This is a genomic window from Candidatus Pelagibacter sp. (assembly GCF_965262185.1).
In the GTDB taxonomy this organism is placed as follows: Bacteria; Pseudomonadota; Alphaproteobacteria; order Pelagibacterales; family Pelagibacteraceae; genus Pelagibacter.
Genome location: NZ_OZ253498.1, coordinates 1,253,887 through 1,278,292, shown reverse-complemented (window position 1 = coordinate 1,278,292; position 24,406 = coordinate 1,253,887). Strand labels below are relative to the sequence as shown.

Here is a 24,406-nt window from a genome sequence, read left to right as displayed (position 1 = left end):
TTTAATTGTATTTTCAGTTAATATTTGATTATATTTATTTAGCATATTTATAAACTGGAGAAAACACAATGAGCAAAATTGCAATTATTGGAGCGGGACCTTGCGGTCTATCAATGTTAAGAGCATTTGAACACTTAGAAAATAAAGGTGAAAAAATTCCCGAAATAGTTTGTTTTGAAAAACAAGAAGATTGGGGAGGTTTATGGAACTATAATTGGAGAACAGGTAGTGACCAATATGGAGACCCAGTTCATAATAGTATGTATAGATATTTATGGTCAAATGGTCCTAAAGAATGTTTAGAGTTTGCTGATTATTCTTTTGATGAACATTTTGGACAACCAATTCCTTCTTTTCCGCCTAGAGAAGTTTTGCAAGATTATATTCTTGGTAGAGTGAGCAAAGGCAAAATTAAAAATAAAATAAAACTAAACACAAGAGTTACAAATGTAACTTTCAGCAATGAAAAATTTGAAATAACCTATCAAGACAAAGTTAAAGATGAAATTTTACAAGATACATTTAATTATTTAGTTGTTTCTACTGGTCATTTCTCTGTTCCGTTTATTCCTGAATATAAAGGAATGAATTCTTTTCCAGGAAGAATAATGCACTCACATGATTTTAGAGATGCAGAAGAATTTAGAGGAAAAGATGTGATTGTTTTAGGAAGTAGTTATTCGGCTGAAGATGTTGCTCTACAGTGCAACAAATACGGGGCTAAAAGTGTAACTATTGGATATCGAAATGCACCTATGGGATTTAAATGGCCTAAAGGTATGAAAGAAGTTCATTATCTAGATAGATTGGAAGGAAAAAAAGCAATTTTTAAAGATGGCACTGAACAAGATGCGGATGCAATAATCTTGTGTACAGGATACTTGCATCACTTTCCATTTTTAGATGAAAGCATAAAGTTAAAAACACATAACAGATTATATCCACCAAAATTATATAAAGGAGTTGTTTGGCAAGATAATCACAAACTTTTATATCTTGGTATGCAAGATCAATTCCATACTTTTAATATGTTTGATTGCCAGGCTTGGTTTGCAAGAGATGTAATTATGAGAAAAATTAAAATGCCAAGTGCTGATGAAATCAATAAAGATATCAATAAATGGGTTGCTATGGAGGAAAAATTAGAAAACCCAGATCAAATGATTGATTTTCAAACTGAATACACAAAAGAACTTCATGATATGTCTGATTATCCAAAAATAGATTTTGAACTAATCAGAAAACATTTCAAAGAGTGGGAACATCATAAAGTAGAGGATATCTTAACTTACAGAAATAAATCGTTTTCATCACCTGTTACAGGTTCTGTTGCACCTATACACCATACTCCATGGGAAACTGCGATGGATGACTCGATGAAGACTTTTTTAAATAAATAATTAATAGTTAACTTTTAATTTTTTATTTTTTATGATTGCACTTAATAGTGCATGCATAAGCGGTATTCTATTTTTATTAATTTTTTTCAATATATAGGGTGCAATCTCTCGAGCTAGGTCTGCACCCTCAACTGTGTCATTTTTCATAAATTTTTTTTTTGCAATTTTAAAAGTATAGCCTTTTCCTAAGTATTCCCCCATTTTACTGTTTCTTCCTCCAACAGCACTAACATATAAGTCACCTACTCCAGCTAAACCATGAACTGTTTCTTTTTTGCCTTTAAAATATTTTATTAAATATTCCATTTCATCTAACGATTTTCTAAATAAAGCTGAAGCAGTATTTTCACCTTCGCCTGATCCAATAATCATTGAATATATATTTTTAATTGCTGATGAAAATTCAATACCTTTTACATCACTCGAATATTCTGTTTTGTAATATTTAGTTGAGATTATTTTTCCTATATTTTTTGCAATATTAATATTCTTATTTGCTATCACAGTGTAACTTTTGATTTTTTTTGCTAACTCTTTTGCCAAACAAGGTCCTTTTAATACCGAAATAGTTAAATTTTGATTTTCCTTACTTAGTTGTTCAGACATAGTAATAATTTTTTTATTATTTCGATCATATTTAAGACCTTTGGTCAAAACGAGAATAGAAACTTTTCTATTTATATTTTTTAAATGTTTTCTAACCATTTCAATTCCGATAGAACTTACAGCAACAACAACTAAGTCCCATTTTTGATTGAGTAATTCTGGTGAAAATTTTTTGATAGAAACTTTTTTTGACAATTTAAGTTTTAATGTAGGATGAAATTTTTTTTTTGTTATTAATTTATTTAATAAATCTTTATTGTAAGGCTCGGTTAAAGTAACTTTATGATTATTATCAGCAAGGGGAAAGGTAAAAGCAGCACCCATTGCACCTGCTCCAATTATTAAAACTTTTTTTTTCATAAGATTAATTACGCTAAAGTTTTTTTAATTGCTACCTTCCAACCCTTTAAAAGTTTGTTTCTTAATGTTTTTTTAATATTTGGTGAGAAAATGCGATCTTTTTTCCAAATTTTTTTAATTTGATTTAAAGATTTGTATTCACCAACTTGATACCCAGCGAAAAGCGCTGCACCCAATGCAGTTGTCTCTAAAATTCTTGGTCTTATTACCTTTAAATCTATTACATCTGACAAGAACTGACTAAACCAATTATTTGCAACCATACCACCATCTATTTTTACAATTCTGGGTTTCAAACCATCTTTATACATTGAATCAAACAAATCATAACTTTGATAAGCAACAGATTCTACAGTAGCTCTAACAATACTTTTCCAATCACTGTCTCTTGTTAATCCTGTAATTATTCCTCTTGCGTCAGGTCTCCAATAAGGAGCACCTATTCCACTAAAAGCTGGAACAATATAAACCTCTTTATTGCTTTTTTGTGACTTAGCTATTTTTTCAGTTTCGTAAGCATTATTTATTAATTTAATTTTATCCCTTAACCATTGTACTCCTGCTCCTGCTATAAAAATTGAACCTTCTAACGCGTAAGTATTTTTGTTATTTAATCGATAACAAATAGTAGTCAGCAATTTGTTTTTTGAATTAATTTTCTTTGAACCAGTATTCATAATAACAAATGCTCCAGTACCATATGTACTTTTTATAGATCCTTTTTCAAAACAAGTTTGGCCTACTGCAGCAGCTTGTTGATCACCTAGAACTGCAGAAATTGGTAACTCAACTCCTGTGATTTTTTTATCTGTTTTTCCAAAATTATCTGCTGAGTTCTTAACTTCTGGTAAAATTTTTTGTGGAATATTAAATTTTTTCAAAATTTCTTTGTCCCATTTATTGTTGTTGATATTGTACAACATTGTTCTGCTAGCATTGGATGCTTCTGTTAAATGCTGCTTACCTTTTGTTAGTTTCCAAATTAAAAATGTATCTACAGTCCCAAACAATAAATCATTTGAACTTAGTAATTTTTTTGAAATTTTCACATTATCTAAAATCCATTTAATTTTAGTTGCTGAAAAATATGGATCTATAAATAATCCAGTTTTATTTCTAAATAGTTTTTCATAATTTTTTTTCTTAAGTGCTTTGCAGTAGTCTTGGGTTCTTCTATCTTGCCATACAATTGCATTATAAATTGGCTTTCCAGTTTTTTTATTCCATAAAATTGTAGTTTCCCTTTGATTTGTAATTCCGATTGCAAGTATGTGACCTTTTAATTTTCTTGCTTTATTTATTACTTGTTTTAAAGCTTTAAGTGTTGTGGACCAAATCTCATTTGGATTATGTTCAACCCAACCATTTTTAGGAAAATACTGTTTAAATTCATATTGTGAAACAAATACAATAATGCCTTTTGTATCAAACAAAATTACTCTTGATGATGTTGTTCCTTGATCGATAGAAATAATAAATTTTTTCAATAGACTAAGCTATACCTAAATATTTTTTTCTTTTCTCAACCCAAGTTCTGATTAAATTATCAAAAATCAATCCTATGAAAGCAACACAGATACCTAGAGTTAAACCTATTCCAGCTCCATTTTTATCTGATAAAGCTTTTAAAATATATTGTCCAAGATCTTCTGTTCCAATAAAAGCTCCTATAATCACCATAAATAAGGCAAATACGATTGTTTGATTTATCCCAAGCATCATATGTGGGAAAGCCAAAGGAAATTCAATCTTAGTTAATCTTTGAAATTTATTTACACCAGACATTGTTGCAGCTTCATGTAAACCAGCAGGCACACTTCTTAACCCCTCAATGGTATATCTAGTTGCTGGAATTGTTGCGTAAACAATTACTGCGATTAATACTGATGTATCTGTAATTCCAAATAACATCATTACTGGAATTAAGTATACGAAAGATGGAAACGTTTGAAAAATATCACAAACACCCAACATAAAGGCAGCTGATTTTTTATTTTGGAAACATAAAGTTCCAACTGTAAAACCTATTAAACAAGAAACAACAACACCAAAAGTTGCCATGTATAATGTAACCAATGCTCTATCCCACCATGGGCTTAATGCTATAAATAAAGTTAAAGAAGCAACTACTAATGCTGATCTAATTCCTCCAATTAAATATCCAGCTCCTACAGCTAATACCAAAGTAGCAACTGCTGGCATTCTTAAATATAAAGCTCTCATTGGTTGAAGCACATCTACAATTAACCAGGTATTGAATGCTTTGATATAAACAAAGAAAGTATCAAAAATCCAATCTACACCTTTGTTCCAAAAATCAGCTGTTGAAATTCCCTTATTGTGTGGAACTTCAAATAAATAATTAAATGTATCTTTAAAAATGAATGTTCCAATATAAGCAAGAATAATTCCAACAATTATTGAGCCCCCAAAAAAAATAATATTTTTATTTCTTTGGAAAAAAGTAAGATTACCAAAATAATCTTGTTGTTGGTTTGCCCAAGCCAATGACATCTTATCCAATAGAATTGCAATCAAACTAATACATAAACCTGCTTCAAGAGCTAGCCCAATATTAAGCTGGTTTAGAGCAAGCAATAAATTAAACCCTAGACCTTTTGCACCGATAAAAGCAGAGATTACTGCCATTGAAAAACAAACCATAATTACTTGGTTAACTCCAATTAAAATATCTCTTCTCGCTGTTGGAATAAGTACTTTTGACATTAACTGCCAGTTTGTGCATCCGCTCATTCTTCCTGCTTCGATCACCTCTGGAGGAACTGCTCTTAGCCCAAGAATAGTTAATAAAATCATTGGAGGGACTGCTACTACCATTGTAATTATTACGGCTGCATGATCACCAACACCAAATAAAACAAGCGCAGGAACTAATACTGCATATTGAGGCATCGTTTGCATCACTAAAAGAATTGGATATAAAGCTTTTTCTACTCTTTTACTTTTGTAAGCTGCAATACCTAAACCTAATCCAAAAATAAATGAAAGCGGAGCTGCAACTAAAATAAAAGAAAGCGTTTGCATTGATGGCTTCCATTGACCAAATACTGAAATATAGATCAAAGTTAAACCTGCAAATAATGCTAAACCAAAACCACTTAATCTATATGCAAGTATTGTTGCTCCTGCTGCAACGATAGTCCATGGTGTGCCAGGTAATTCTAACCAAGGATAGGCATCAATAAAATCCCAACTAGTAAATGCAACTATAGTTTCTAACCCTCCGAGTAAAATTTCTCTAATCAATTCAATCAAAAACGTCATAAAAGAGGTTAAATTTCTACTTATCTCTAATAACAGTGGTCTAGTTTTAAACTCTTGAGTATCTTCATTCCAAAACTCCATTGGCATCCACTCATTCATTAAGAAAAATAATGAATCGTTTATCCAGATAGGCAACCAGCCAAGTAAAGGAGGCAGTCTCCAAAATACATCGAAAGCATAATATCGGACTTCTTTACCCAGGAAAAAATAAACACTTTGATTTGGATCTTTTACAAATTCTGCCTGGCCCCTTATAAATTTATAAGTTTCAGGAACATCGATTGCAAAACATAGAGCAAAAAATACAATTAACAAAAATAACCATTGAAACAACTTTGGGTATTTTTTTAAATATTGCATGGTTTAACTACTATTTTTTCTTCCTCCGAAAACTGTATCAATAATTGTTGAAGGTTTTATTGAACCAATAATATTATTATTAGAATCTACTACTCCTACAATTTTTTCTTGGGTAAGAATTTTTTCTGCAACATTTTCTATAATGTCATCTTTTGAAACTTTTATATCTCCTAAATTATCTTTATTTGAATTATCCATTATATCTTCGATGACTAAAACTTTTTCTCTTGGAACCTCTTCAGTAAATTTTCTTACATATTCAGTAGCTGGATTTAAAACAATGTTAGCGGGTGTATCTAATTGCTCTATAATACCATCTTTCATAATAGCAATTCGGTCTGCTAATTTTAAAGCCTCATCAAAATCGTGAGTAATAAACATAATTGTTTTTTTTAATTTTTCTTGAAGCCTTAAAAACTCATCTTGCATTTCTTTTCTTATTAATGGGTCTAATGCTGAAAATGGTTCATCTAAGAACCAAATATCAGGTTCAACTGCTAAAGATCGAGCAATTCCAACTCTTTGTTGTTGACCTCCTGAAAGTTCTCTTGGAAAATAATTTTCTCTTCCATCTAGTCCGACTAGTTTAACCATTTCCATTGCTCTACTAATACTATCTTCGGTCTTGATACCTTTTATCTGAAGCGGGAAAGCAATATTTTCTACAACTGTTTTATGGGGCAATAAGGCAAAGCTTTGAAAAACCATTCCCATTTTATTTCTTCTAAGCTCAATTAATTCTTTATTGTTTAATTGTAGAAGGTCTTGGCCTTCTACAAAAATTTTTCCTCCAGTTGCATCTGTTAATCTTGAAATGCATCTTAGCAATGTTGATTTACCTGAACCAGATAAACCCATCACCACCAGCATTTCTCCTTTTGCAACTTCAAACGAAGCGTTGTTCACTCCAACTATACAGCCCTTTTCTTGAAATGTTTTTGCATCAACATTACCGTTAGACTCTTCAAGCATTTTTTTGGCATTCTCGCCAAAAATTTTATAAACTGACTCACACTTAATAACGGTCTCAGACATAAATCTTTACAAAGTTATATGATATCCAATAAAATTTAAATGTTAATTATTTTAACCTTTCATCATTAAAAATTCTTAATATAGTAAACTCTTGTATCTATACCTGTGCTTAAAAAACTCAAAGCTTCACCACTAACTGTTATACTTTCATCTACGCCAATATTATTTCCACTTACTGTAAAACCTGCATAACATTTACCTTTTTCTTGGTCCCATTTAACAAAAGTTTCATCAATTTTATTTCCGTTAATCGTATAAAGCTCATGTGCTCTATGATTTAAAAAATTTGCACCCATAATTGCTCTTTGTGGAATTAATTTTGTAGCTTTGCATACTTGTTCATAGACCTCATCAGTTAATCTATAATGGTCAGTTCCATCAAAAAATACAAGTATTCCTGAAGGTAATTTAGATATTAATTCACTAAGTTTTTTCTCTTCAGCAATTCTTTGTTCTTCCAATTTCATTTTTTTGACAAGTTCATCTCCTTGTCCAAATATTCCATTTAAAATGGCAAAAAAAGCTATCACAATTGCTGTAACTACTATTAAACCAACGAATTGTTTTGTAGGATTTGAATTGTCTCCAGTTTTATTTAAACTATTCTCTGACATTACTCTTGCAACTTTCCATTTATCCAAGTGCCTGATTTTTGTTTACCGTCTGCCCAAGTAAATGTTCCTTGTCCATTCATAAAACCTTTGGACCATTCACCATCGTAAGTAGATCCATCTGGAAATATTAAAATTCCTTTTCCACTCCATTCACTATTTTTAAATTCACCTTTATAAATATATCCGTTAGGCCATGTCTCAACACCTTGACCTTGTTTTTTAGTTGAAACCCATTCACCTTCATAAGTCGTCTTATCAGTGTAAACCCATTTACCATATCCATTTTCACAATTTCCTTCTTTACATCCAGTGCTTCGAGCAAATGCAGAAGAGCTGATTAAAAAACTTAAAAATATAAAAAGCAGAAAATTTTTCATTTTATCATTTTACACAAATTCACATAAAAAAAAATCCCCCCCAACAAGTTGGGGGAGATTTTAATTTTTTAACCTCTATCCTTATTTAGTAAAAGGTTTCCAAACTGACTCGTTGTCAGCTAACCATTTTTTAGCTGCATCTTCGTGAGTCATTTTATCAACATCGACTAAAGCTGCCATTGCACCAATTTGACTTGTAGAGAATGACATCTTTTTAAATGCTGCTGCTGCATCTGGGTGAGTTTTTGGAAAATCCTCATGAACTGCTTTTTTCAAGTATCCATCAGGAGAACCGCATTTACCATCACCACCGTCTTCTGGTCTGCAACCTGCTGTGTATGGAGGGAAGTCAATAAATGTAAAACCAGCACCATCTGTGAAGTTTGGTGTCCAGTTAAAGATTATAGTTCCTCTTCCTTCTTTTTCAGCCGCTGCCAATTCTGCCCAAAGTGCATCTGCACTTCCAGCAAATTTAACCCACCAAAGATCACCTAAACCTAATGCATCAATTCTTTGCGGAATTAAATCACCATGCCAACTTTGAGGTCCTTCCAACATTCTTCCTTTTCCATCTGGAGAGTCAGGTGTTGTAAAGTTTTTAGCACAGTCTGGATTTTTTAGAGCTGTCCAATCTGGTAGACCTGGGCATAAACCTTTATCAACAACCCAATTTGGGTAACCCATATCTTCAAGAGTTCTTGCCTCATGATCACCCCAGTCAAGCAAACCACCTTTATCTAAAGCAGTAGTAAATGACTTACCAAATGCAGACTCCCATACTTCGTGAGAAATAGTTACGTCCCCAATTCTGATTGACTCATAAACTGCTTGTGAGTCAGCGTTAACATATTTTACATTGTTACCCATGCTTTCAAAAATTCCACCAATAACGTAAGCCATTACAATTTGAGATGACCAGTTATGAGTTGGGATTACGATGGGCTTTTTGCTATCAGCGTTAGAAATTCCTGAGAAACTTACTACAGAAATAACTAGAGCAGATAATAATGACATTATTTTTTTCATTTTTTCCCCTATATTAATATTAATATTAACACTCTATGATAAAACGAATAGCTAGGTAAAGAATTTTTAGTTCTAAAAAATATATATATATTTAATCAATAAAAATGGTGATAAAAAATATATCAATATTAAAAAATTTTTAAAAATGTTGGGCACAAGTAAAGACATTAAAAACCCTGGACTAAATATTTTACCACCTGGAGTTGAACGACATATTGTAAATGGTGGTGCCCTTACTGCCTTCCAAATTTTTCCAGATGACGAGATAGAAATTATTAACGATGAAGGAAATCAAATTTGTGAAATAATTTGTTTTAATAAAGATGGAAAGTCAGAATTAGGAATTTTAAATTTAAAAGAAAATAGTCAAAAAAATTTCATAAGAAATATTTTAAATGGAAAAGATGAAACAATCTTAGCAACAAATTATCAATTAAAAAAAAGAAACTTAAATATTAAAGAATCAAAATCATCCATAATTTTTGATCTTGATACAAAAGCTGAAGAAAAGATTAAACTTAAATCAAAAGATAAATGTTATGCAATTTTTGCTGCACCTGGTGAAGATATGGATGTTACAAAACAAAATCCACCAACTGATCTAACTATATTTATTAAAAGAGCAAAGGTTATAAATGATAAAGAGTTAAGTGTTATACCCGATCCAGTTTTTGAACCACTTTATGAAGAAAACATAGATAAAGAAACTTCAACATCTTACCAAGTTAAAGAAGGAGATTACATTCAAGTTATAAGTCCAACTGGAAGGCAATGTTCTGATTTTGTAGCCTTTGATACAAAAAAATTGGAAAAAGGAATTGAAAAAGGATTAGATTGGCAAACAACCAGAACTTTTATGGGAAATACTTTTCCAGGACCTGGTTTGTTTTCGAAATTTTACGATACCGATCATGAGCCTTTGGTAGAAGTAATAAGAGATACAGTTGGTAAGCATGACACTTTTAATCTTGCATGTACTTCAAAATATTATGAAGATGCAGGTTACTTTGGTCATCCTAATTGCTCAGATAATTTAACTGAGAGTATGTCTAAATATGGAGTTCAAAAACAGAAGGGATGGCATGCAATTAATTTATTTTTTAATACATCGGCAGCTGGTTTGAATTCAGTAATATCTGATGAATCTTATTCTAGACCTGGTGACTATGTAATGTTTAGAGCATTAAAAGATTTAACAATTGGTACTACAGCTTGTCCTAGCGATATTGATGCTTGTAATTCATGGAATCCTACTGAAATTTTTGTTAGAACTTACGACAAAAATAAAGAATTTAGAAAGTCATTTGCTTTTCGGATGAAAACAGATTCAGAAAAAAAACTCACTAGAAATTCAGGTTTCCACAAACGTACATCTCAACTCACAAGAAATTTTGTTGATGCAAGAGGTTTTTGGCTTCCAAATGATTATACAAAACACGGAATAGTAAATGAATACAATGCCTGCAGAAATGATGCTGTTTTAATTGACTTATCTTCTCTTAGAAAATTTGAAATAATAGGTCCAGACGCTGAGGAATTATTAAACTACACACTTACTAGAAATATTAAGAAATTATCAGTTGGTCAAGTTGTCTATTCTGCAATGTGTTATGAAAATGGAATGATGTTTGATGATGGAACATTATTAAGATTAAGTGAAACAGGATTTAGATGGATATGTGGTGATGAGTATGCTGGCGAATGGTTAAAAGAAATAGTAAAGAAAAAAAATTTTAATGCAAATGTAAAAAATTCAACTGACCAAATTAGTAATGTTTCTATACAAGGTCCAAAAAGTAGAGAAATTTTAAAAAAAATTATTTTTACACCACCTACTCAACCATCTATTGATGAGCTTGGTTGGTTTAGATTTACAATTTGTAGAATTGAGGAATTACAAGGTATTCCTCTAATCGTTTCTAGAACAGGTTATACAGGTGAGCTTGGTTATGAAGTATGGTGTCATCCAAATCATGCTCCTGAGGTTTGGGATAAGTTAATGGAAGCGGGAAAAGATCATGGATTAATTCCTGCAGGTTTTGCAGCTTTAGATAAACTTAGAATTGAAGCTGGATTAATTTTATTTGGAAATGAGTTTGATGGACAACAAGATCCCTTTGAAGCAGGAATTGGATTTGCAGTTCCTTTAAAAACAAAAGAGGAGGACTTCATTGGTAAGGAAGAATTAATTAAAAGAAAAAACAATCCACAAAAAAAATTAGTTGGCTTAGAATTAATTGGAAAAGAAATTGCAGGTCATGGAGATTGTGTTCATGTTGGAAGAGCTCAGATAGGTGTTGTTACAAGTGGATGTCTGTCATCAACTCTAAATAAAAATGTAGCTCTTTGTAGAATTGATGCTCAATACTCAGAAATTGGAACAGAAGTTGAAGTTGGAAAAATAGATGGTCACCAAAAAAGAATTAGTGCTAAAGTCGTTGGCTTTCCATTCTATGATCCAACTAAATCAAGAGTAAGATCTTAAAAAATGCCAAAGGAAAAAAAGACCCTTTTAGATTTCTGGGAAGAACAAATGAAACAATCCCATACCTCTAGTAATTATTTTTTCAGAAAGTCACCTTCTCATTATCACATGATGTTATTAGTTATGTCAGCTTTTAAAGAAGGTACAAAATTATCTGTTGAGGAATTAAAAACAAAATTATTTAAAACATCTAGGCCAAAATCAGCATTAATAATTACAGAGGCTGTCGAAAAAGGATTCTTTAAACTAGAGAAAACTTCAACTGACCAGCGAATTAAAAATATAGTACCGAGCGAGTCGTTTATTGAAGAGTTTAATGACTATTTAGATACGCTCAAAAACATCAGTTATTAAATAAATTTTGATAACTGCAAATAATATCTAATTTTTATATATAAAATTTACTTCTATAAATAATTATATTAATTGCTCACGTCTAAAAATAATGTTTTGAAATGACGACATTACCTTCAAAAGCAAAAGTAGTAATAATCGGTGGTGGTATACACGGCTTAAGTACTGCATGGAAACTTTCAGAAACTTACAAAAACCCTGGCGACATAGTTGTATTAGAAAAAAAAGATACGGCTGCTGGTGCAAGTGGAATTGCATGTGGAGTTGTAAGAAATAATTATTTTCAGCCAGCAATGAGAGAATTGATGGCTCATTCAGTATCAGTTTGGGAAAGTGATCCTAAAGCATTTAAATATAATCCAGTTGGATATTTGCAAATATCTCCAGAAGTAATGCATAAAGATGTTGCAAGTATTTATGAACAACAAAAAGCAATTGGATACGAGTCAGTTTTTATTGAAGGTGAAAAAGATTGCACAAGTTACATGAAGGGAATTTTTGATGATTGGCAAGCTCAAGGTATCACTTCTGTACTTCATGAAAAAAAAGGTGGATACGCATTTAATAAAGATTCAATTAAAGCCTTAGAAAGCAAATCTACATCTAATGGTGTTCAAGTTATGAAAGGTGTAAGAGTAACTGGTTTTAAAAAAGGAAGTAACAGTCAAGCAGTAACTGGTGTTGAAACCAACCAAGGAACTATTGAGTGCGAACAAGTTGTAGTTGGTGCAGGACCATGGGCAAGAGATTTTTGGAATATGTTAGAGTTACCAAAGACAGCTCACATAAAAGGTAAAGATGGTAAGATGCATGAAACTGATATGTGGACTTACTGGATGCTTCAAGAAGGAGTTATCGGTGTTGAACCAGATTTCTTAAAAACAAATGATGGCAAACAACCGCCTGTAGTTCACGTTGACTCAACAGCACCTTTATACTCTGACAAAACAAAAAAATTATTAACAGATAAAATTTGGGGAATTTATTATAAACCTGATATTGAAGGTTTGGGTGTACAAGGTGGAACCTCTCCTTACATTGTGAAAAAACATTTTGATGAAGTAAACGTTGATCCTTATGGAATTGAATCTCCAGAGTATCAAACAACGGATGCATTTAGTGAAATGTGGTGTTCAGCACTTGCACATTGCCAAAAAAGATTTGAAGGAAAATCAGATTTATACAGAAAAGGACCATCAGGTGGTTTAGGATGCATGACACCAGACTCTTTTCCTATCTTCGATAGATTTTTTGAAAACGTTTATATGATTGCTGATGCTAATCATGGATATAAAATGATTGGTGTTGGTGAACTTGTTGCAAAAGAAATTCTTGGTACTGAAAGTGATTTATTGAAGCCGTTTAGATTCAACCGTTACGAGAAGGGTGAACTTCATCCTACTTCTAACAGTCCGTTCCCTTGGAGTTAATCTCTAAGCCTAGACACAAATAAAATTTTCAGCTACGCTTGAATATTTAATAATTCATTGAGGGGTGAAAATGACGGATCTAGAAAAACATGTTAACCAGCCAGGTAGAGCTAAACTAGTAAAAAAAGTTCGAGAAAAAATTAACGAACTTGGAATAACTTATATTTATTATCAATTTATTTCTGTAACAGGTAGAGTTGTAGGTAAAGGTATACCTGCAGATCACTGGGAAAGAACAGCAGAAAAAGGATTTCAATTAGTTTATGGAGCAACAGCAAACTTATTTTTAGATCGTCACAATAACTACATTGGTTATGGTCCAGAAGCTATGGAGCTTGTTGGAATACCTGACCCAGATACTTTTGTTCAATTACCTTGGGACAAAAGAGTTGGAAGAGTTTTTGTAACATGTTTTAGAAATAGAGAAGAAAGAAAAAATCCAGGTGGCCACTTAACTTCAGACTGTAGAGGAAATCTAAGAATTTTTATGAATGAATTTAAGAAAAAACATGGTCTAGAATTAAGAGTTGGTACTGAGCCTGAAATGATGTGGTTAACAAAAAATGAGGATGGAACCCCAACTGGTAAAGGTTTTTCAAAACCATTCTGTTATCACATTGATCAATTTGAGTCTTTAAGACCTGTGTTTATGAAGGTAATTGAATACGCAAAAGCAATGGGACTTGATATGATTCAAGGGGACCACGAAGATGCACCAGGTCAATTAGAATTAAACTGGACTTATGATAACGTCTTAAGAAACGCAGATAGATTATCAACATATAGGCAAATTTGTGCTCAAGTTGCAAGAGAACATAATTTGATAGCTTGCTTTATGACTAAACCTTTCATGGGAGTTTCTGCAAGTGGATGTCATACAAATATGTCTTTATGGAAAGGTGGAAAGGTTAAAGTAAACAAACTTGGAAACAAAAAACTTCCAGGTGTTGAAGAAGTATTTAGTTACGTTGAAGGTGGAACAAATACTTTTATGCCTGACACTAAAGATATGCAGTTACCAGGTAAAATTGGTTTACAATCAATTGCAGGTATCATGGAACACTTGCCAGCACTAACAGCATTAGGATCTTCTACAGTTAACTCTTATAGAAGATTATGGGATCAAGGTTTTTGGGCACCAGTGTATGCTGACTGGGGATACCAAAATAGAACATGTGGATTAAGAGTTTCTGCACCAGGTAGATTTGAATACCGATCAGTAGACTCTATGCATAATCCATACTTATTAGGTGCAGCGTTACTAAAAGCATGCGATCATGGAATTAGTAAAAAATTAAAACCAGCTGCCCCTGAGTCTAGAAATATTTACGAAGCCCAAAAAGCTGGTAAAGATGTTAAAAAACTTCCATTAAGTCTTGGTGAAGCTTTGGCTAGACTTGCAGAGGATGAAGTTATCAAATCTGCAATGCCGGATGAAATGTATAAAGTTTTCCACTGGTACAAAAATGATGAGTGGGAAAGATTCTTGGGTGCTACTACTCAATGGGATCTGGATACTTATCTTGATTGCTTACCGTAGGTCGTTAATTAATATATATAGAAAGGGTATAAAGAATATGTGTGGGATAGCAGGATTAATTCATAGAGGAAAATCCTCAAATGTTGGAAGCGAATTACAAGGAATGCTTCAAGCTTTAAAACATAGAGGAGAAGACTCTACTGGATATGCTTTATATGGAGATACAGATGGCAAAAATTTCATCATGCGTTTTAAGGTTGGTGAAAACGTTGGTGAAGGAAGTTCATCAGTTATGGAAGATGTTTCTGTATATGATGAAAGAAAAAAAGTTGTAGATCAAACTTTAGCTGAAATGGGAGCTAAAGTTGTTAAGGAAGAAAGAACACTTCCCTACTCTTTAAGATATGAAATTGATTACAACGCAAAAGATTTGTTAGATTTTTCTCAAAGAATAGAAAGTATTCCAGGTGTAGAGATTTTATCTATGGGTAAATCATTAGAAGTTATTAAAGATTTGGGTAACGCAAAAATGGTTTGTGATAGATATAGTCTAGATAAAGTTGTTGGAACTCATGCGATAGGTCATGCTAGAATGGCAACTGAGTCTGGTGTTGATATCAAATCTGCCCACCCTTTCTGGGGCTATCCTTTCAGTGACGTTTCTGTAGTTCACAATGGTCAGTTAACTAACTATTGGAATAATAGAAGAGTTTTGGAAAACAAAGGAATGAGATTTATGTCTGAGTGTGACTCAGAATTAATCGCAGTTTATCTTGCAGAAAAAATGAGAGATGGTGCATCTTTAGAAGAAGGTATGAAAGAGAGTTTAACTGGTTTAGACGGCGTATTTACTTATTTTGTAGCTACAAAAGATTCTCTAGGAATGGCTAAAGATACTATGGCTGCAAAACCTTTGGTTTTATATGAGTCAGATGATTTAGTTGCAATGGGATCAGAAGAAATAGCTATTAGATCTGTGTTACCACAAGAAATAGACACATATGATCCATTTGATGGGGAGGTAAAAGTATGGCAAATCTAAAAACTGTATCTAAAAAATCTAAAGCCCAATCCATGGGTATGCATACTGAGGTTTTAACAGGAAGAACTCAACAAAAATTTTTTAATCCTGATGAAGCTGAAAACTTTTATTATTTTGGAACATACGATGTAGATTTTAATAAAAGAACAGAGCTTGATGTAAAAGACATGACAGCTCCAGAAGCTAACAAGGAAATTGATAATTTAATGAGCCAAGGTTACGGAACAATTGTAATCAAAAACCCCCAAGGAAAACATAGCTTAGGTGTTGGTATTTTAAATAAACTTAATTTAATTTTTGAAGGAAGTTTAGGATACTTTGGAATGGGTTCTTGCGATGGTCCAATAGTAAGAATTAACGGAAGAGTTGGTTGGTCTTGTGCAGAAAACTTGATGGCTGGTAAAGTTGTAATTGAGAAAAACGCTGGATCTTGTTTTGGTGCAGCTATCAGAGGTGGAGATTTAATCTGCAAAGGTAGTGTTGGTGCTAGAACTGGTATAGATATGAAAGGTGGAACTATCATTATTGGTGGGGATGCCGGTGCATTTACTGGTTTCATGATGCAGAGGGGAAGAATAATAATTCTTGGTAATGTTGGAATTAATTTAGGAGACTCTATGTACGATGGAACTATTTTTGTTGGCGGTGAAATTGGATCTTACGGAAGTGATGCCGTAGACGCTGAGCTAACAGATAGTGACCAAGATTGGTTAAAAAGAAAATTAAAAGTTGCAGAAATTGGTGAAAATTTTGACGTAAGTAAAATGAAAAAAATTGTAGCTGGTAAAAAACTTTGGAATTACGATAATTTAGAACCTACAGAGAAGAAGGGAGCAATTTAATGCCTAAGAAAAAAAGTAAAAAGAATGGTAAAGGCGTTGGTGGAAAAGCTGATGTCCATGTACATGAAGAAGGAAAAAGAAATAAAAGTCTACTAGGACATAATGCTATTTTTACTCCTGAAGTTATTGACGACATTCACATTAAATCTCAATTAGGAAGATACAGAATGCGTGGAATGGCATTAATGAAAAAAATTCCGACATTTGATGATTTGGTATTTTTACCTGGAACACTTACAAGATTTGTAATCGAAGGTTACAGAGAAAAATGTGAAACTAAAACTGTCATTGGTCCAAGATGTGAAAACCCAATTGAATTAGACATACCTGTTTACATTACAGGAATGAGTTTTGGTGCACTTTCATATGAGGCAAAAACTGCTTTAGCAAGAGGAGCTACTATGGCGGGAAGCGCTACTTGTTCAGGTGAAGGAGGAATGATACCAGATGAAAGAAGATATTCAGAGAAATGGTATTACCAATGTATTCAATCAAGATACGGTTTTAATCCTCATCACGCTCAATTAGCTGATGGAATTGAAGTATTTATTGGACAAGGGCAAAAAGTTGGTATGGGTGGACACTTAATGGGTCAAAAAGTAACCGACCAAGTTGCAGAAATGAGATCACTACCATCAGGTATTGACCAAAGATCACCTGCAAGACACCCTGACTGGTTAGGTCCAGATGATTTAGCTCTAAAAGTTGAGGAGTTAAGACAATTAACGAAAAATAAAGTTCCAATTCAGTTAAAACTTGGCGCATCTAAAGTTTATGATGATGTGCGTATGGCTGCAAAATGTGATCCAGACTCTATTTATTTAGATGGTATGGAGGGATCTACTGGAGCAGGACCTCACATTGCTGCTGCAAACACTGGAATTCCAGGAATTGCTGCTATTAGAGAGGCAAGAAGAGCAATTGATGATGTAGGTAAAACTGGAAAAGTAACATTAATTTATGCAGGTGGAATAAGAGATGGTGCTGATATGGCTAAAGCTTTAGCACTTGGTGCTGATGCAATTGCAATTGGTACTGGTTCAATGATTGCACTTAATTGTAATAAAGATATTCCAGAAGCTGATTTCGAAAAAGAAATGGGTGTAAAAGCTGGAGAGTGTTATCACTGCCATACTGGAAGATGTCCAGTTGGTGTTGCTACACAAGACCCTAAATTAAGAGCAAGATTAAATCCTGATGATGCTGCCTTGAGAGTTTACAATTATTTACACTCAATGACTTTAGAAGCTCAATTGTTAGCAAGAGCATGTGGTAAAACAAACATACACTCTTTAGAGCCTGAAGATTTAGCTGCATTAACAACAGAAGCTTCTGCATTAGCAAAAGTTCCACTTGCAGGTACAAACTACACTGTCGGTGTTGATAACTATCATAAAATATAAGAGGTAACGATGGCTAAAAAGAAAACTAAAAAAACTAAATCAAAAGCTAAGGTTTCAAAAGTCAAGTTTGGAGTAAAAAAACAAACTGCTAGAGAAAAAATGATAGGCCAGTCGATTGGTTATAGATATGACGTTAACCTGTTGCCTGATTATAAGAAAATAACTCCATTCTTAAAAAAATATATTGAGGCAATGGGATGGGATGATTTAAATTGGTTAGAAGATGTGCACATGGGTTATGAAGAAGGAAGACCTGCTGTGTTTTGCAGAAATGCAAATGGATGGGTAACAATTCCAAAATCAATAAAACTTCCTAACAATCAACAAGACAGAGACATGATTGCAAGAGAACTTTTAGTTAAGTTTCAAATGTCTCCAAAACATCCTCTTGTTGATTTGAAAAAAGCATACCTAAAATTTTAAATAACAATCAATAGTTGATTTTAAATCTAAAAACCTAGTAATCTCACTGGGTTTTTAGATCTCTTTATATTTGTAACAAACTCAATAATTTTATAAAGTTTAGCAAAACTAATATGGAGAGAGATAATGACTGATCAGTTAGGTGCTCTCACTACCATATTTACAGAGTTCTACTACTGGGTAACAGTGGTGTTGATGTTTTTAATACACGTCGGATTCTGTATGTATGAAGTTGGAGCTTCTCGATACAAACACCATCAACATACTCTTATGAAAAATACAATGCTGATACCTTTGGTAACAGTGACTTGGTTTTTATTTGGTTGGTGGATTTACTGGGCTTTTCCAACAGGACCTGGATTAGCACCTTCAATAATGAATGAAAGTACTGCTCTAATCACAGACGAGTCTGCGTTTAGTGCTACTTGGTATACAGCTACAAGTGAACTTATGGCAATCAATCTAGGAGATCACATTTCTGGTGTCTTCTGGGCTGCATTTCTTCTGTTTTCTTGGACAGCTGCTTCTATCGTTTCAGGAGCTATCATTGAAAGAATTACAACTTTTGCATTTGGTGTTCTAGCTATTGCAATCGGATCTGTATTTTGGACAATTGATGCTGCTTGGGGATGGCACTTTGATGGATGGATGTTAAAACTTTTAGGATATCATGATGCGTATGCATCAGGAGTAATTCACGCAATTGCAGGTGGTTTTGCTTTAGGTGTTCTTATGGTTTTGGGTCCAAGAATTGGAAAATTCTCATCAAGTGGTGAACCAAGAAACATAGGGCCTAGAAATCCTTGGTTAGTTACAGTTGGATTATTTTTAATTTATACTGGTTTCTGGGGATTTTATGCTGCATGTAACATTCCAATTTTCGACTTAGGTCCAGAATATGGAATGGAGGGTATATCTTATTGGACAGCTACAAACATATATGTAACTCCTACGACACTTAGTGGTATCACCTTTAACTTCTTGATGTCACTATCAGGAGGATTATTGGCTGGATATTGGATTGCTAAAGGTGATCCTTTCTGGACATACTCTAGTGGACTAGCAGGTGTTATCTGTGCTTCAGCTGGAAATGACTTGTATCATCCAATTCAATCAATGATCATTGGTATGATCGGTGTTGTGATTGCATACAAACTACATTACTGGGTTGAACGAAAGTTCAAAATCGATGATGCAGTTGGTGCAGTAGCAGTTCATGGTTATGCAGGATTTGTTGGTCTAGTAATATGTGGTTTTGTTTTATGGGGTTACCCATCATCTGGTTACAGTGTGGGTGCTATGTGGGACGGAACTACTTATGCAACAATCAATCCTCTTGGACAGTTCATCGGAGCAATAATTATGTTTGTTGTTCTTGGACTAATACCAGGCTACGTCATAGCTAAAGTGCTTCACGGTATGGGTAAATTAAGAATCCCACGTGAAGTAGAAATAGCTGGACTAGATTATGAAATGATGGAGGCTGCTAAAGACGATGAAAAAGCAGTTTCATCTGCAACCAGGTAAAGGAGAAATATATGGCTACAGTAACAAACTGGATAGATCACCTTAACAAACCAGCTGAGGAAGTGGTTGGTGCTGTTTACCCTGGTGCTGGATCTAGTGAAGGTATACTGGTAATAATTGCTATAATCTTATGGATTGGTTGGCATATCTTAACTGCAAAATCTGAAAGTGAAGAGCTTTCAAGATTAGCGAAGAAGAGACATGGTGCCAATGACCATAAAAGCAATATTACCGATTGGTAATTAAACTAAAAATTTGGGCGCTATTTTAATTAATAGCGCCCTTTTTAATTTAAATTTGTTATGACAGATGAAAATGAAGAATTAAGACCCTCAAAAATGAGAGGAGTTGTATTTCCTAAAGCTAAATACGGCGTAATTTTAGCAATAATAATTATTATAGTTGTCAATCTAATTTATTATAAAGAAACTATCTTATCTTTTTTTAAATAATTATGTTAAGCTAAGTAATGGCTAAAGACTTATTTAAAATTGCAAAACAAAAAAAAATTAAATATTTCTTAATTAGCTTTGTCGATCTTTTTGGAGTTTTAAGATCAAAACTTGTTCCGGCTCATGCGATCAAAGAAATGCAAACTGCAGGTGCTGGTTTTGCTGGTTTTGCAGCATGGCTAGATATGACGCCAGCAGACTCTGATATGTTTGGGATCCCTGATCCTGATAGTTTAATTCAATTACCTTGGAATAAAGAAGTTGGGTGGTTAGCATCTGATTTATGGATGAACGGCAAACCAGTGGAAGCATCGCCAAGAGTAATGTTAAAAAATCAAATTAAAAAACTTAAGAAACAAAATTTAACAATGAAGTCAGGTGTTGAATGTGAATATTTTTTAATATCACCTGATGGAGAGTCAATTGCAGATCCAAGAGATACTCAATCAAAACCTTGTTATGATCAATCTGCATTGATGAGAAGATATGATTTAATTAAAGAAATTTGTGATTGCATGATTAAAATGGGATGGGGTCCTTATCAAAATGATCATGAGGATGCAAACGGACAGTTTGAAATGAATTGGGATTACTCTGATTGTTTAGAAACTGCAGATAGACATACCTTTTTTAAATATATGGTAAAAACAATTGCTGAAAAACATGGATTAAGAGCAACTTTCATGCCTAAACCATTTAATAATTTAACAGGTAATGGGTGTCATGCTCATGTATCCGTTTGGCAAGGTAAGAAAAATAAGTTTCTAGATAAGTCTGATAAACTTGGGTTGAGTAAAATTGCATATAATTTCTTAGGTGGAGTAATTAAAAACGCATCATCGTTGTCAGCATTTTTTAATCCAACAATTAATAGCTACAGAAGAATAAATGCACCACCTACAAAATCTGGAGCATCATGGTCACCTAGTAGTATTTCTTACACAGGTAATAACCGAACACATATGATTAGAATTCCTGATCCAGGAAGGTTTGAATTAAGGTTAATGGATGGATCAGCAAATCCATATTTATTACAAGCTAGTATTTTAGCGGCTGGCTTAGATGGTATGAAAAATAATATTGATCCAGGTAATCCTTTGCATTGTAATATGTATGAGGACTTTGCAAAATATCCTGACTTACCAAAATTACCAGATGAGTTAGATCAATCACTTTCTCAATTAAAAGATAACAAAAGTATGAATGACGCTTTTGGATCAGATGTTATTTCAAGTTATATAAAATTAAGAGATATAGAAATCAAAGAATTCAAATCAAAAGAAAGTTTTGATAAAGCCAAAGCAGTCACTAAATGGGAAAAAGATAACACATTAGATTGTTAGCTTATGAGTATTTTATCTAACGGTCATCAATGGAAATTGACTGAATTTGCTGATAATAAAAAATATTCATTTAATAGAGATCAAATCTTAAGCTCATTAACCTCAACAGATATAGATGATGCTTACAACTCTATTTCAAAATGGGAAGGATACTCCCCTACACCTCTAGTTAAATTAAACAAATTATCTAAAGAATTAAATTTAAAAAATATTTTTTATAAAGATGAAAATAAAAGGTTTAATTTAAAATCCTTCAAGGCATTAGGAGGAGCTTATGCGGTAGAAAAAGTTACTAAAGGAAATAAAGAAATAGTAGTTGCGACTGCTACAGCTGGAAACCATGGTAGATCTGTTGCTTGGGGTGCAAAAAGATTAGGTTTAAAATGCAAAATTTTTATAAGTGAATTTGTAAGTGATGCAAGAGGCAAAGCTATGGAGGCACTAGGTGCAGAAGTTATTAAAGTTAAAGGTAATTACGAAAATTCTTTGATTGAATGCATAAAACAATCTACAGAAAATGATTGGCAAATTGTTCAGGATGTTGCTTGGAAAGATTATATGCTGGTACCTAAATATACAATGGCTGGTTATTCAGTAATGATGAAGGAAATAGCTGAACAAATTAATGATGAAAAAATTTCTCATATTATTCTACAAGCCGGAGTTGGTGGTATGGCCGGTGCAATGGTAGCTGGGATTGCAAGATATCTAGATAATATTCCAACGATAATAGTCGTAGAACCAGATAGTGCAGCTTGCGTAATGGAAAGTATTAAAACTGGTAAAATAGAAAAAATTGATATTAAACGAGAAAGTTTAATGGGTGGGATGTCGTGTGGAGAAGTGTCACTTGTGCCATGGGAAATCTTAAAAAACTCAGTTAAACACTGTATAAGTTTACCCGATGATGATATTGCAAAAACTATGAAATTACTTGGAAACGCAAGCTTTAGTGAAGAGAGTATAATTGCAGGTGAAAATGCTGCTCCAGGTGTAATTAGTTTAATTGCAAGCTGCGAAGATGAAACAATTAAGAGTAAAATTGATCTTAATAAAAATTCTAATGTATTAATTTTTGGTTGTGAGGGCGATACCGATCAAAAAATGTATCAAAAATTAGTAAATCAAAAATAATTATAATGAAAAGCACTGGAATATTTTGGATTAGAGAAGATTTTAGAATTGATAATAATCCAGCTCTTTCCTTTGCAACTAATAATCATGAGAATGTGGTTGCGTTATATATTTATAACAATAATGAATTTGATAATAAAAGAGAAGCTCAGAAATGGTGGTTATTTAAATCATTAGAGTCAATAAAAACAGAACTTTCAAAATTTAAAATCAATCTAGAAATTTTAAAAGGTGATGAGTTAGATATTTTTTCAAAGCTTAAAAAAAAAGATGATGTATATATCTATTGGAATAAAATTTATGAACCAGATGTTATATCTAAAGGAAAAAAAATAAGAGATCTATTTATAAAAAACGAAATAGAATATAAATATTTTAAAGGAAATATTTTAAATGAATTTCAAGAAGTAACTAAAAATGATGGTACACCATTTAAAGTATTTACACCTTTCTGGAGAACAGCTGAACAAATTTATCTAAATCAACCGCCAAGTAAAAATTACACTGTAAAAAAGAAAACTAAAGCGATAAATTATTTTAAAAATTCTATTGATGTAAAAAATATTTTACCAAATAAAAAATGGTATGAAAAATTTGATAAATATTGGAAAGTTTCTGAAAATGATTCTCAGAAAATTCTAAAAGATTTATTAGAAAATAAAATTAAAGATTATGGGACTAATAGAGATATCCCTTCTATAAATGGTACTTCTAGATTGTCCCCATATTTAAAATTTGGTCAAATTCATGTGAATACAATTTGGAAAAAGTGTAGTGAGCTAAAATCAAAAGGAATAGGATATAGAAAATATATAAACGAACTTGGTTGGCGAGAATTTTCTCATAGTCTAATTAATTACTTTCCTGAATTCTTAAAAGGCAACTTTCGAAAAGAATTTGACAAATTCCCATGGGCTAAAAATGAAAAGTTTTTAAAAGCATGGAAAAAAGGTATGACGGGTTATCCAATAGTCGATGCTGGTATGAGAGAATTATACGAAACTGGATGGATGCATAATAGAATTAGAATGGTTGTAGGATCCTTTTTGGTAAAACATTTGAGAATTAATTGGATAGAGGGAGAGAAGCATTTTAGAAACTGCTTACTTGATTTTAATAAAGCTAATAACGTTGCGCAATGGCAATGGGTTGCAGGTTGTGGAGCTGATGCTGCACCATACTTTAGAATTTTTAATCCTATTCTTCAGGGTGAAAAATTTGATAAGGAAGGAGTTTATGTAAAAAAATGGGTTCCTGAATTAAATAAAGTTCCTGCAAAATTTATTCACAAACCTTGGGAAATGGAAATCAAATATCAAGAAGCTATTAAAACAATTATTGGTAAAGACTATCCACAACCAATAGTAATTCATGAAAAAGCAAGAGCTGCAGCATTGGATGCATTTCAATCTCTGAAGAAAAAATAAC

22 protein-coding genes are annotated in these 24,406 nt (G+C 32.7%); 15 read left to right on the top strand and 7 right to left on the bottom strand.

Annotation, left to right across the window (positions count from 1 at the left end):
- The first annotated feature begins 68 nt into the window (after window positions 1–68).
- Window positions 69–1,400 (top strand): NAD(P)-binding domain-containing protein, encoded by a 1,332-nt coding sequence (locus tag ACQY31_RS06955; RefSeq protein WP_428079761.1) that lies wholly within the window; start codon window positions 69–71, stop codon window positions 1,398–1,400.
- On the opposite strand, the gene ACQY31_RS06950 is transcribed toward ACQY31_RS06955, so the two are convergent.
- The 7 genes from ACQY31_RS06950 to ACQY31_RS06920 form a co-directional block, all read right to left on the bottom strand.
- The gene (locus ACQY31_RS06950; RefSeq protein WP_428079760.1) at window positions 1,401–2,366 is read right to left on the bottom strand and encodes a 2-dehydropantoate 2-reductase N-terminal domain-containing protein; all 966 of its coding nucleotides are present in this window, start codon (window positions 2,364–2,366) and stop codon (window positions 1,401–1,403) included. It lies immediately after the preceding gene.
- A gap of 8 nt (window positions 2,367–2,374) precedes the next feature.
- On the bottom strand, window positions 2,375–3,853 hold the full coding sequence (glpK, locus tag ACQY31_RS06945) for a glycerol kinase GlpK (RefSeq protein WP_428079759.1): 1,479 nt from the start codon (window positions 3,851–3,853) through the stop codon (window positions 2,375–2,377).
- A 4-nt stretch (window positions 3,854–3,857) separates the two neighbouring features.
- Window positions 3,858–6,011, bottom strand: coding sequence for an ABC transporter permease (locus ACQY31_RS06940; protein ID WP_428079758.1), 2,154 nt, complete (start codon window positions 6,009–6,011; stop codon window positions 3,858–3,860).
- A gap of 3 nt (window positions 6,012–6,014) precedes the next feature.
- The gene (locus ACQY31_RS06935; protein ID WP_428079757.1) at window positions 6,015–7,046 is read right to left on the bottom strand and encodes a quaternary amine ABC transporter ATP-binding protein; all 1,032 of its coding nucleotides are present in this window, start codon (window positions 7,044–7,046) and stop codon (window positions 6,015–6,017) included.
- 65 nt (window positions 7,047–7,111) lie between these two features.
- A complete protein-coding gene (locus ACQY31_RS06930; protein WP_428079756.1) occupies window positions 7,112–7,687 on the bottom strand; it encodes a hypothetical protein in 576 nt (191 codons plus the stop codon).
- Complete coding sequence (locus tag ACQY31_RS06925; protein ID WP_428079755.1) at window positions 7,660–8,037, bottom strand: hypothetical protein; 378 nt, start codon at window positions 8,035–8,037, stop codon at window positions 7,660–7,662. Before ACQY31_RS06925 ends, ACQY31_RS06930 begins: the two co-directional genes overlap by 28 nt.
- 81 nt (window positions 8,038–8,118) lie before the next feature.
- The gene (locus ACQY31_RS06920; protein WP_428079754.1) at window positions 8,119–9,063 is read right to left on the bottom strand and encodes an ABC transporter substrate-binding protein; all 945 of its coding nucleotides are present in this window, start codon (window positions 9,061–9,063) and stop codon (window positions 8,119–8,121) included.
- Between the two features lie 145 nt (window positions 9,064–9,208).
- Here ACQY31_RS06920 and gcvT point away from each other — a divergent pair, with 145 nt between their 5' ends.
- The 14 genes from gcvT to ACQY31_RS06850 all read left to right on the top strand — a co-directional run bounded on the left by gcvT (window position 9,209) and on the right by ACQY31_RS06850 (window position 24,405).
- Entirely contained in the window at window positions 9,209–11,548 is a 2,340-nt protein-coding gene (gcvT, locus tag ACQY31_RS06915) for a glycine cleavage system aminomethyltransferase GcvT (protein WP_428079753.1), read from the top strand.
- A 3-nt stretch (window positions 11,549–11,551) separates the two neighbouring features.
- Entirely contained in the window at window positions 11,552–11,902 is a 351-nt protein-coding gene (locus ACQY31_RS06910; protein WP_428079752.1) for a hypothetical protein, read from the top strand.
- A gap of 101 nt (window positions 11,903–12,003) precedes the next feature.
- Window positions 12,004–13,332: an NAD(P)/FAD-dependent oxidoreductase gene (locus tag ACQY31_RS06905; protein ID WP_428079751.1), complete on the top strand. Its 1,329-nt coding sequence runs from the start codon at window positions 12,004–12,006 to the stop codon at window positions 13,330–13,332.
- A 70-nt stretch (window positions 13,333–13,402) separates the two neighbouring features.
- Complete coding sequence (locus tag ACQY31_RS06900) at window positions 13,403–14,872, top strand: glutamine synthetase family protein (protein WP_428079750.1); 1,470 nt, start codon at window positions 13,403–13,405, stop codon at window positions 14,870–14,872.
- Window positions 14,873–14,909: 37 nt separating this feature from the next.
- A complete protein-coding gene (locus tag ACQY31_RS06895; protein ID WP_428079749.1) occupies window positions 14,910–15,854 on the top strand; it encodes a glutamine amidotransferase in 945 nt (314 codons plus the stop codon).
- Window positions 15,842–16,696, top strand: a complete 855-nt coding sequence (locus tag ACQY31_RS06890; protein ID WP_428079748.1) for a GXGXG motif-containing protein — start codon at window positions 15,842–15,844, stop codon at window positions 16,694–16,696. Before ACQY31_RS06895 ends, ACQY31_RS06890 begins: the two co-directional genes overlap by 13 nt.
- Complete coding sequence (locus tag ACQY31_RS06885; protein WP_428079747.1) at window positions 16,696–18,099, top strand: FMN-binding glutamate synthase family protein; 1,404 nt, start codon at window positions 16,696–16,698, stop codon at window positions 18,097–18,099. The genes ACQY31_RS06890 and ACQY31_RS06885 overlap by 1 nt, the downstream gene beginning before the upstream one ends.
- Window positions 18,100–18,108: 9 nt before the next feature.
- The gene (locus ACQY31_RS06880) at window positions 18,109–18,522 is read left to right on the top strand and encodes a hypothetical protein (protein ID WP_075506197.1); all 414 of its coding nucleotides are present in this window, start codon (window positions 18,109–18,111) and stop codon (window positions 18,520–18,522) included.
- 126 nt (window positions 18,523–18,648) lie between these two features.
- Window positions 18,649–20,049 (top strand): ammonium transporter, encoded by a 1,401-nt coding sequence (locus ACQY31_RS06875; RefSeq protein WP_428079746.1) that lies wholly within the window; start codon window positions 18,649–18,651, stop codon window positions 20,047–20,049.
- Window positions 20,050–20,060: 11 nt separating this feature from the next.
- Window positions 20,061–20,291 (top strand): hypothetical protein, encoded by a 231-nt coding sequence (locus tag ACQY31_RS06870; RefSeq protein WP_428079745.1) that lies wholly within the window; start codon window positions 20,061–20,063, stop codon window positions 20,289–20,291.
- Between the two features lie 60 nt (window positions 20,292–20,351).
- Entirely contained in the window at window positions 20,352–20,501 is a 150-nt protein-coding gene (locus ACQY31_RS06865) for a hypothetical protein (RefSeq protein ID WP_428079744.1), read from the top strand.
- Between the two features lie 17 nt (window positions 20,502–20,518).
- The gene (glnT, locus tag ACQY31_RS06860; RefSeq protein ID WP_428079743.1) at window positions 20,519–21,844 is read left to right on the top strand and encodes a type III glutamate--ammonia ligase; all 1,326 of its coding nucleotides are present in this window, start codon (window positions 20,519–20,521) and stop codon (window positions 21,842–21,844) included.
- A gap of 3 nt (window positions 21,845–21,847) precedes the next feature.
- Window positions 21,848–22,978, top strand: coding sequence for a diaminopropionate ammonia-lyase (locus tag ACQY31_RS06855; RefSeq protein WP_428079742.1), 1,131 nt, complete (start codon window positions 21,848–21,850; stop codon window positions 22,976–22,978).
- Window positions 22,979–22,983: 5 nt separating this feature from the next.
- A complete protein-coding gene (locus ACQY31_RS06850) occupies window positions 22,984–24,405 on the top strand; it encodes a cryptochrome/photolyase family protein (RefSeq protein WP_428079741.1) in 1,422 nt (473 codons plus the stop codon).
- Window position 24,406: the final 1 nt, after the last annotated feature.

Bases quoted from the DNA above. Each gene is read 5' to 3' on its own strand.
- ACQY31_RS06955 (WP_428079761.1), top strand. From the start codon at position 69: ATGAGCAAAATTGCAATTATTGGAGCGGGACCTTGCGGTCTATCAATG.
- ACQY31_RS06950 (WP_428079760.1), bottom strand. From the start codon at position 2,366: ATGAAAAAAAAAGTTTTAATAATTGGAGCAGGTGCAATGGGTGCTGCT.
- ACQY31_RS06940 (WP_428079758.1), bottom strand. From the start codon at position 6,011: ATGCAATATTTAAAAAAATACCCAAAGTTGTTTCAATGGTTATTTTTG.
- ACQY31_RS06935 (WP_428079757.1), bottom strand. From the start codon at position 7,046: ATGTCTGAGACCGTTATTAAGTGTGAGTCAGTTTATAAAATTTTTGGC.
- ACQY31_RS06925 (WP_428079755.1), bottom strand. From the start codon at position 8,037: ATGAAAAATTTTCTGCTTTTTATATTTTTAAGTTTTTTAATCAGCTCT.
- ACQY31_RS06920 (WP_428079754.1), bottom strand. From the start codon at position 9,063: ATGAAAAAAATAATGTCATTATTATCTGCTCTAGTTATTTCTGTAGTA.
- gcvT (WP_428079753.1), top strand. From the start codon at position 9,209: ATGTTGGGCACAAGTAAAGACATTAAAAACCCTGGACTAAATATTTTA.
- ACQY31_RS06910 (WP_428079752.1), top strand. From the start codon at position 11,552: ATGCCAAAGGAAAAAAAGACCCTTTTAGATTTCTGGGAAGAACAAATG.
- ACQY31_RS06905 (WP_428079751.1), top strand. From the start codon at position 12,004: ATGACGACATTACCTTCAAAAGCAAAAGTAGTAATAATCGGTGGTGGT.
- ACQY31_RS06900 (WP_428079750.1), top strand. From the start codon at position 13,403: ATGACGGATCTAGAAAAACATGTTAACCAGCCAGGTAGAGCTAAACTA.
- ACQY31_RS06895 (WP_428079749.1), top strand. From the start codon at position 14,910: ATGTGTGGGATAGCAGGATTAATTCATAGAGGAAAATCCTCAAATGTT.
- ACQY31_RS06890 (WP_428079748.1), top strand. From the start codon at position 15,842: ATGGCAAATCTAAAAACTGTATCTAAAAAATCTAAAGCCCAATCCATG.
- ACQY31_RS06885 (WP_428079747.1), top strand. From the start codon at position 16,696: ATGCCTAAGAAAAAAAGTAAAAAGAATGGTAAAGGCGTTGGTGGAAAA.
- ACQY31_RS06880 (WP_075506197.1), top strand. From the start codon at position 18,109: ATGGCTAAAAAGAAAACTAAAAAAACTAAATCAAAAGCTAAGGTTTCA.
- ACQY31_RS06875 (WP_428079746.1), top strand. From the start codon at position 18,649: ATGACTGATCAGTTAGGTGCTCTCACTACCATATTTACAGAGTTCTAC.
- ACQY31_RS06870 (WP_428079745.1), top strand. From the start codon at position 20,061: ATGGCTACAGTAACAAACTGGATAGATCACCTTAACAAACCAGCTGAG.
- ACQY31_RS06865 (WP_428079744.1), top strand. From the start codon at position 20,352: ATGACAGATGAAAATGAAGAATTAAGACCCTCAAAAATGAGAGGAGTT.
- glnT (WP_428079743.1), top strand. From the start codon at position 20,519: ATGGCTAAAGACTTATTTAAAATTGCAAAACAAAAAAAAATTAAATAT.
- ACQY31_RS06855 (WP_428079742.1), top strand. From the start codon at position 21,848: ATGAGTATTTTATCTAACGGTCATCAATGGAAATTGACTGAATTTGCT.
- ACQY31_RS06850 (WP_428079741.1), top strand. From the start codon at position 22,984: ATGAAAAGCACTGGAATATTTTGGATTAGAGAAGATTTTAGAATTGAT.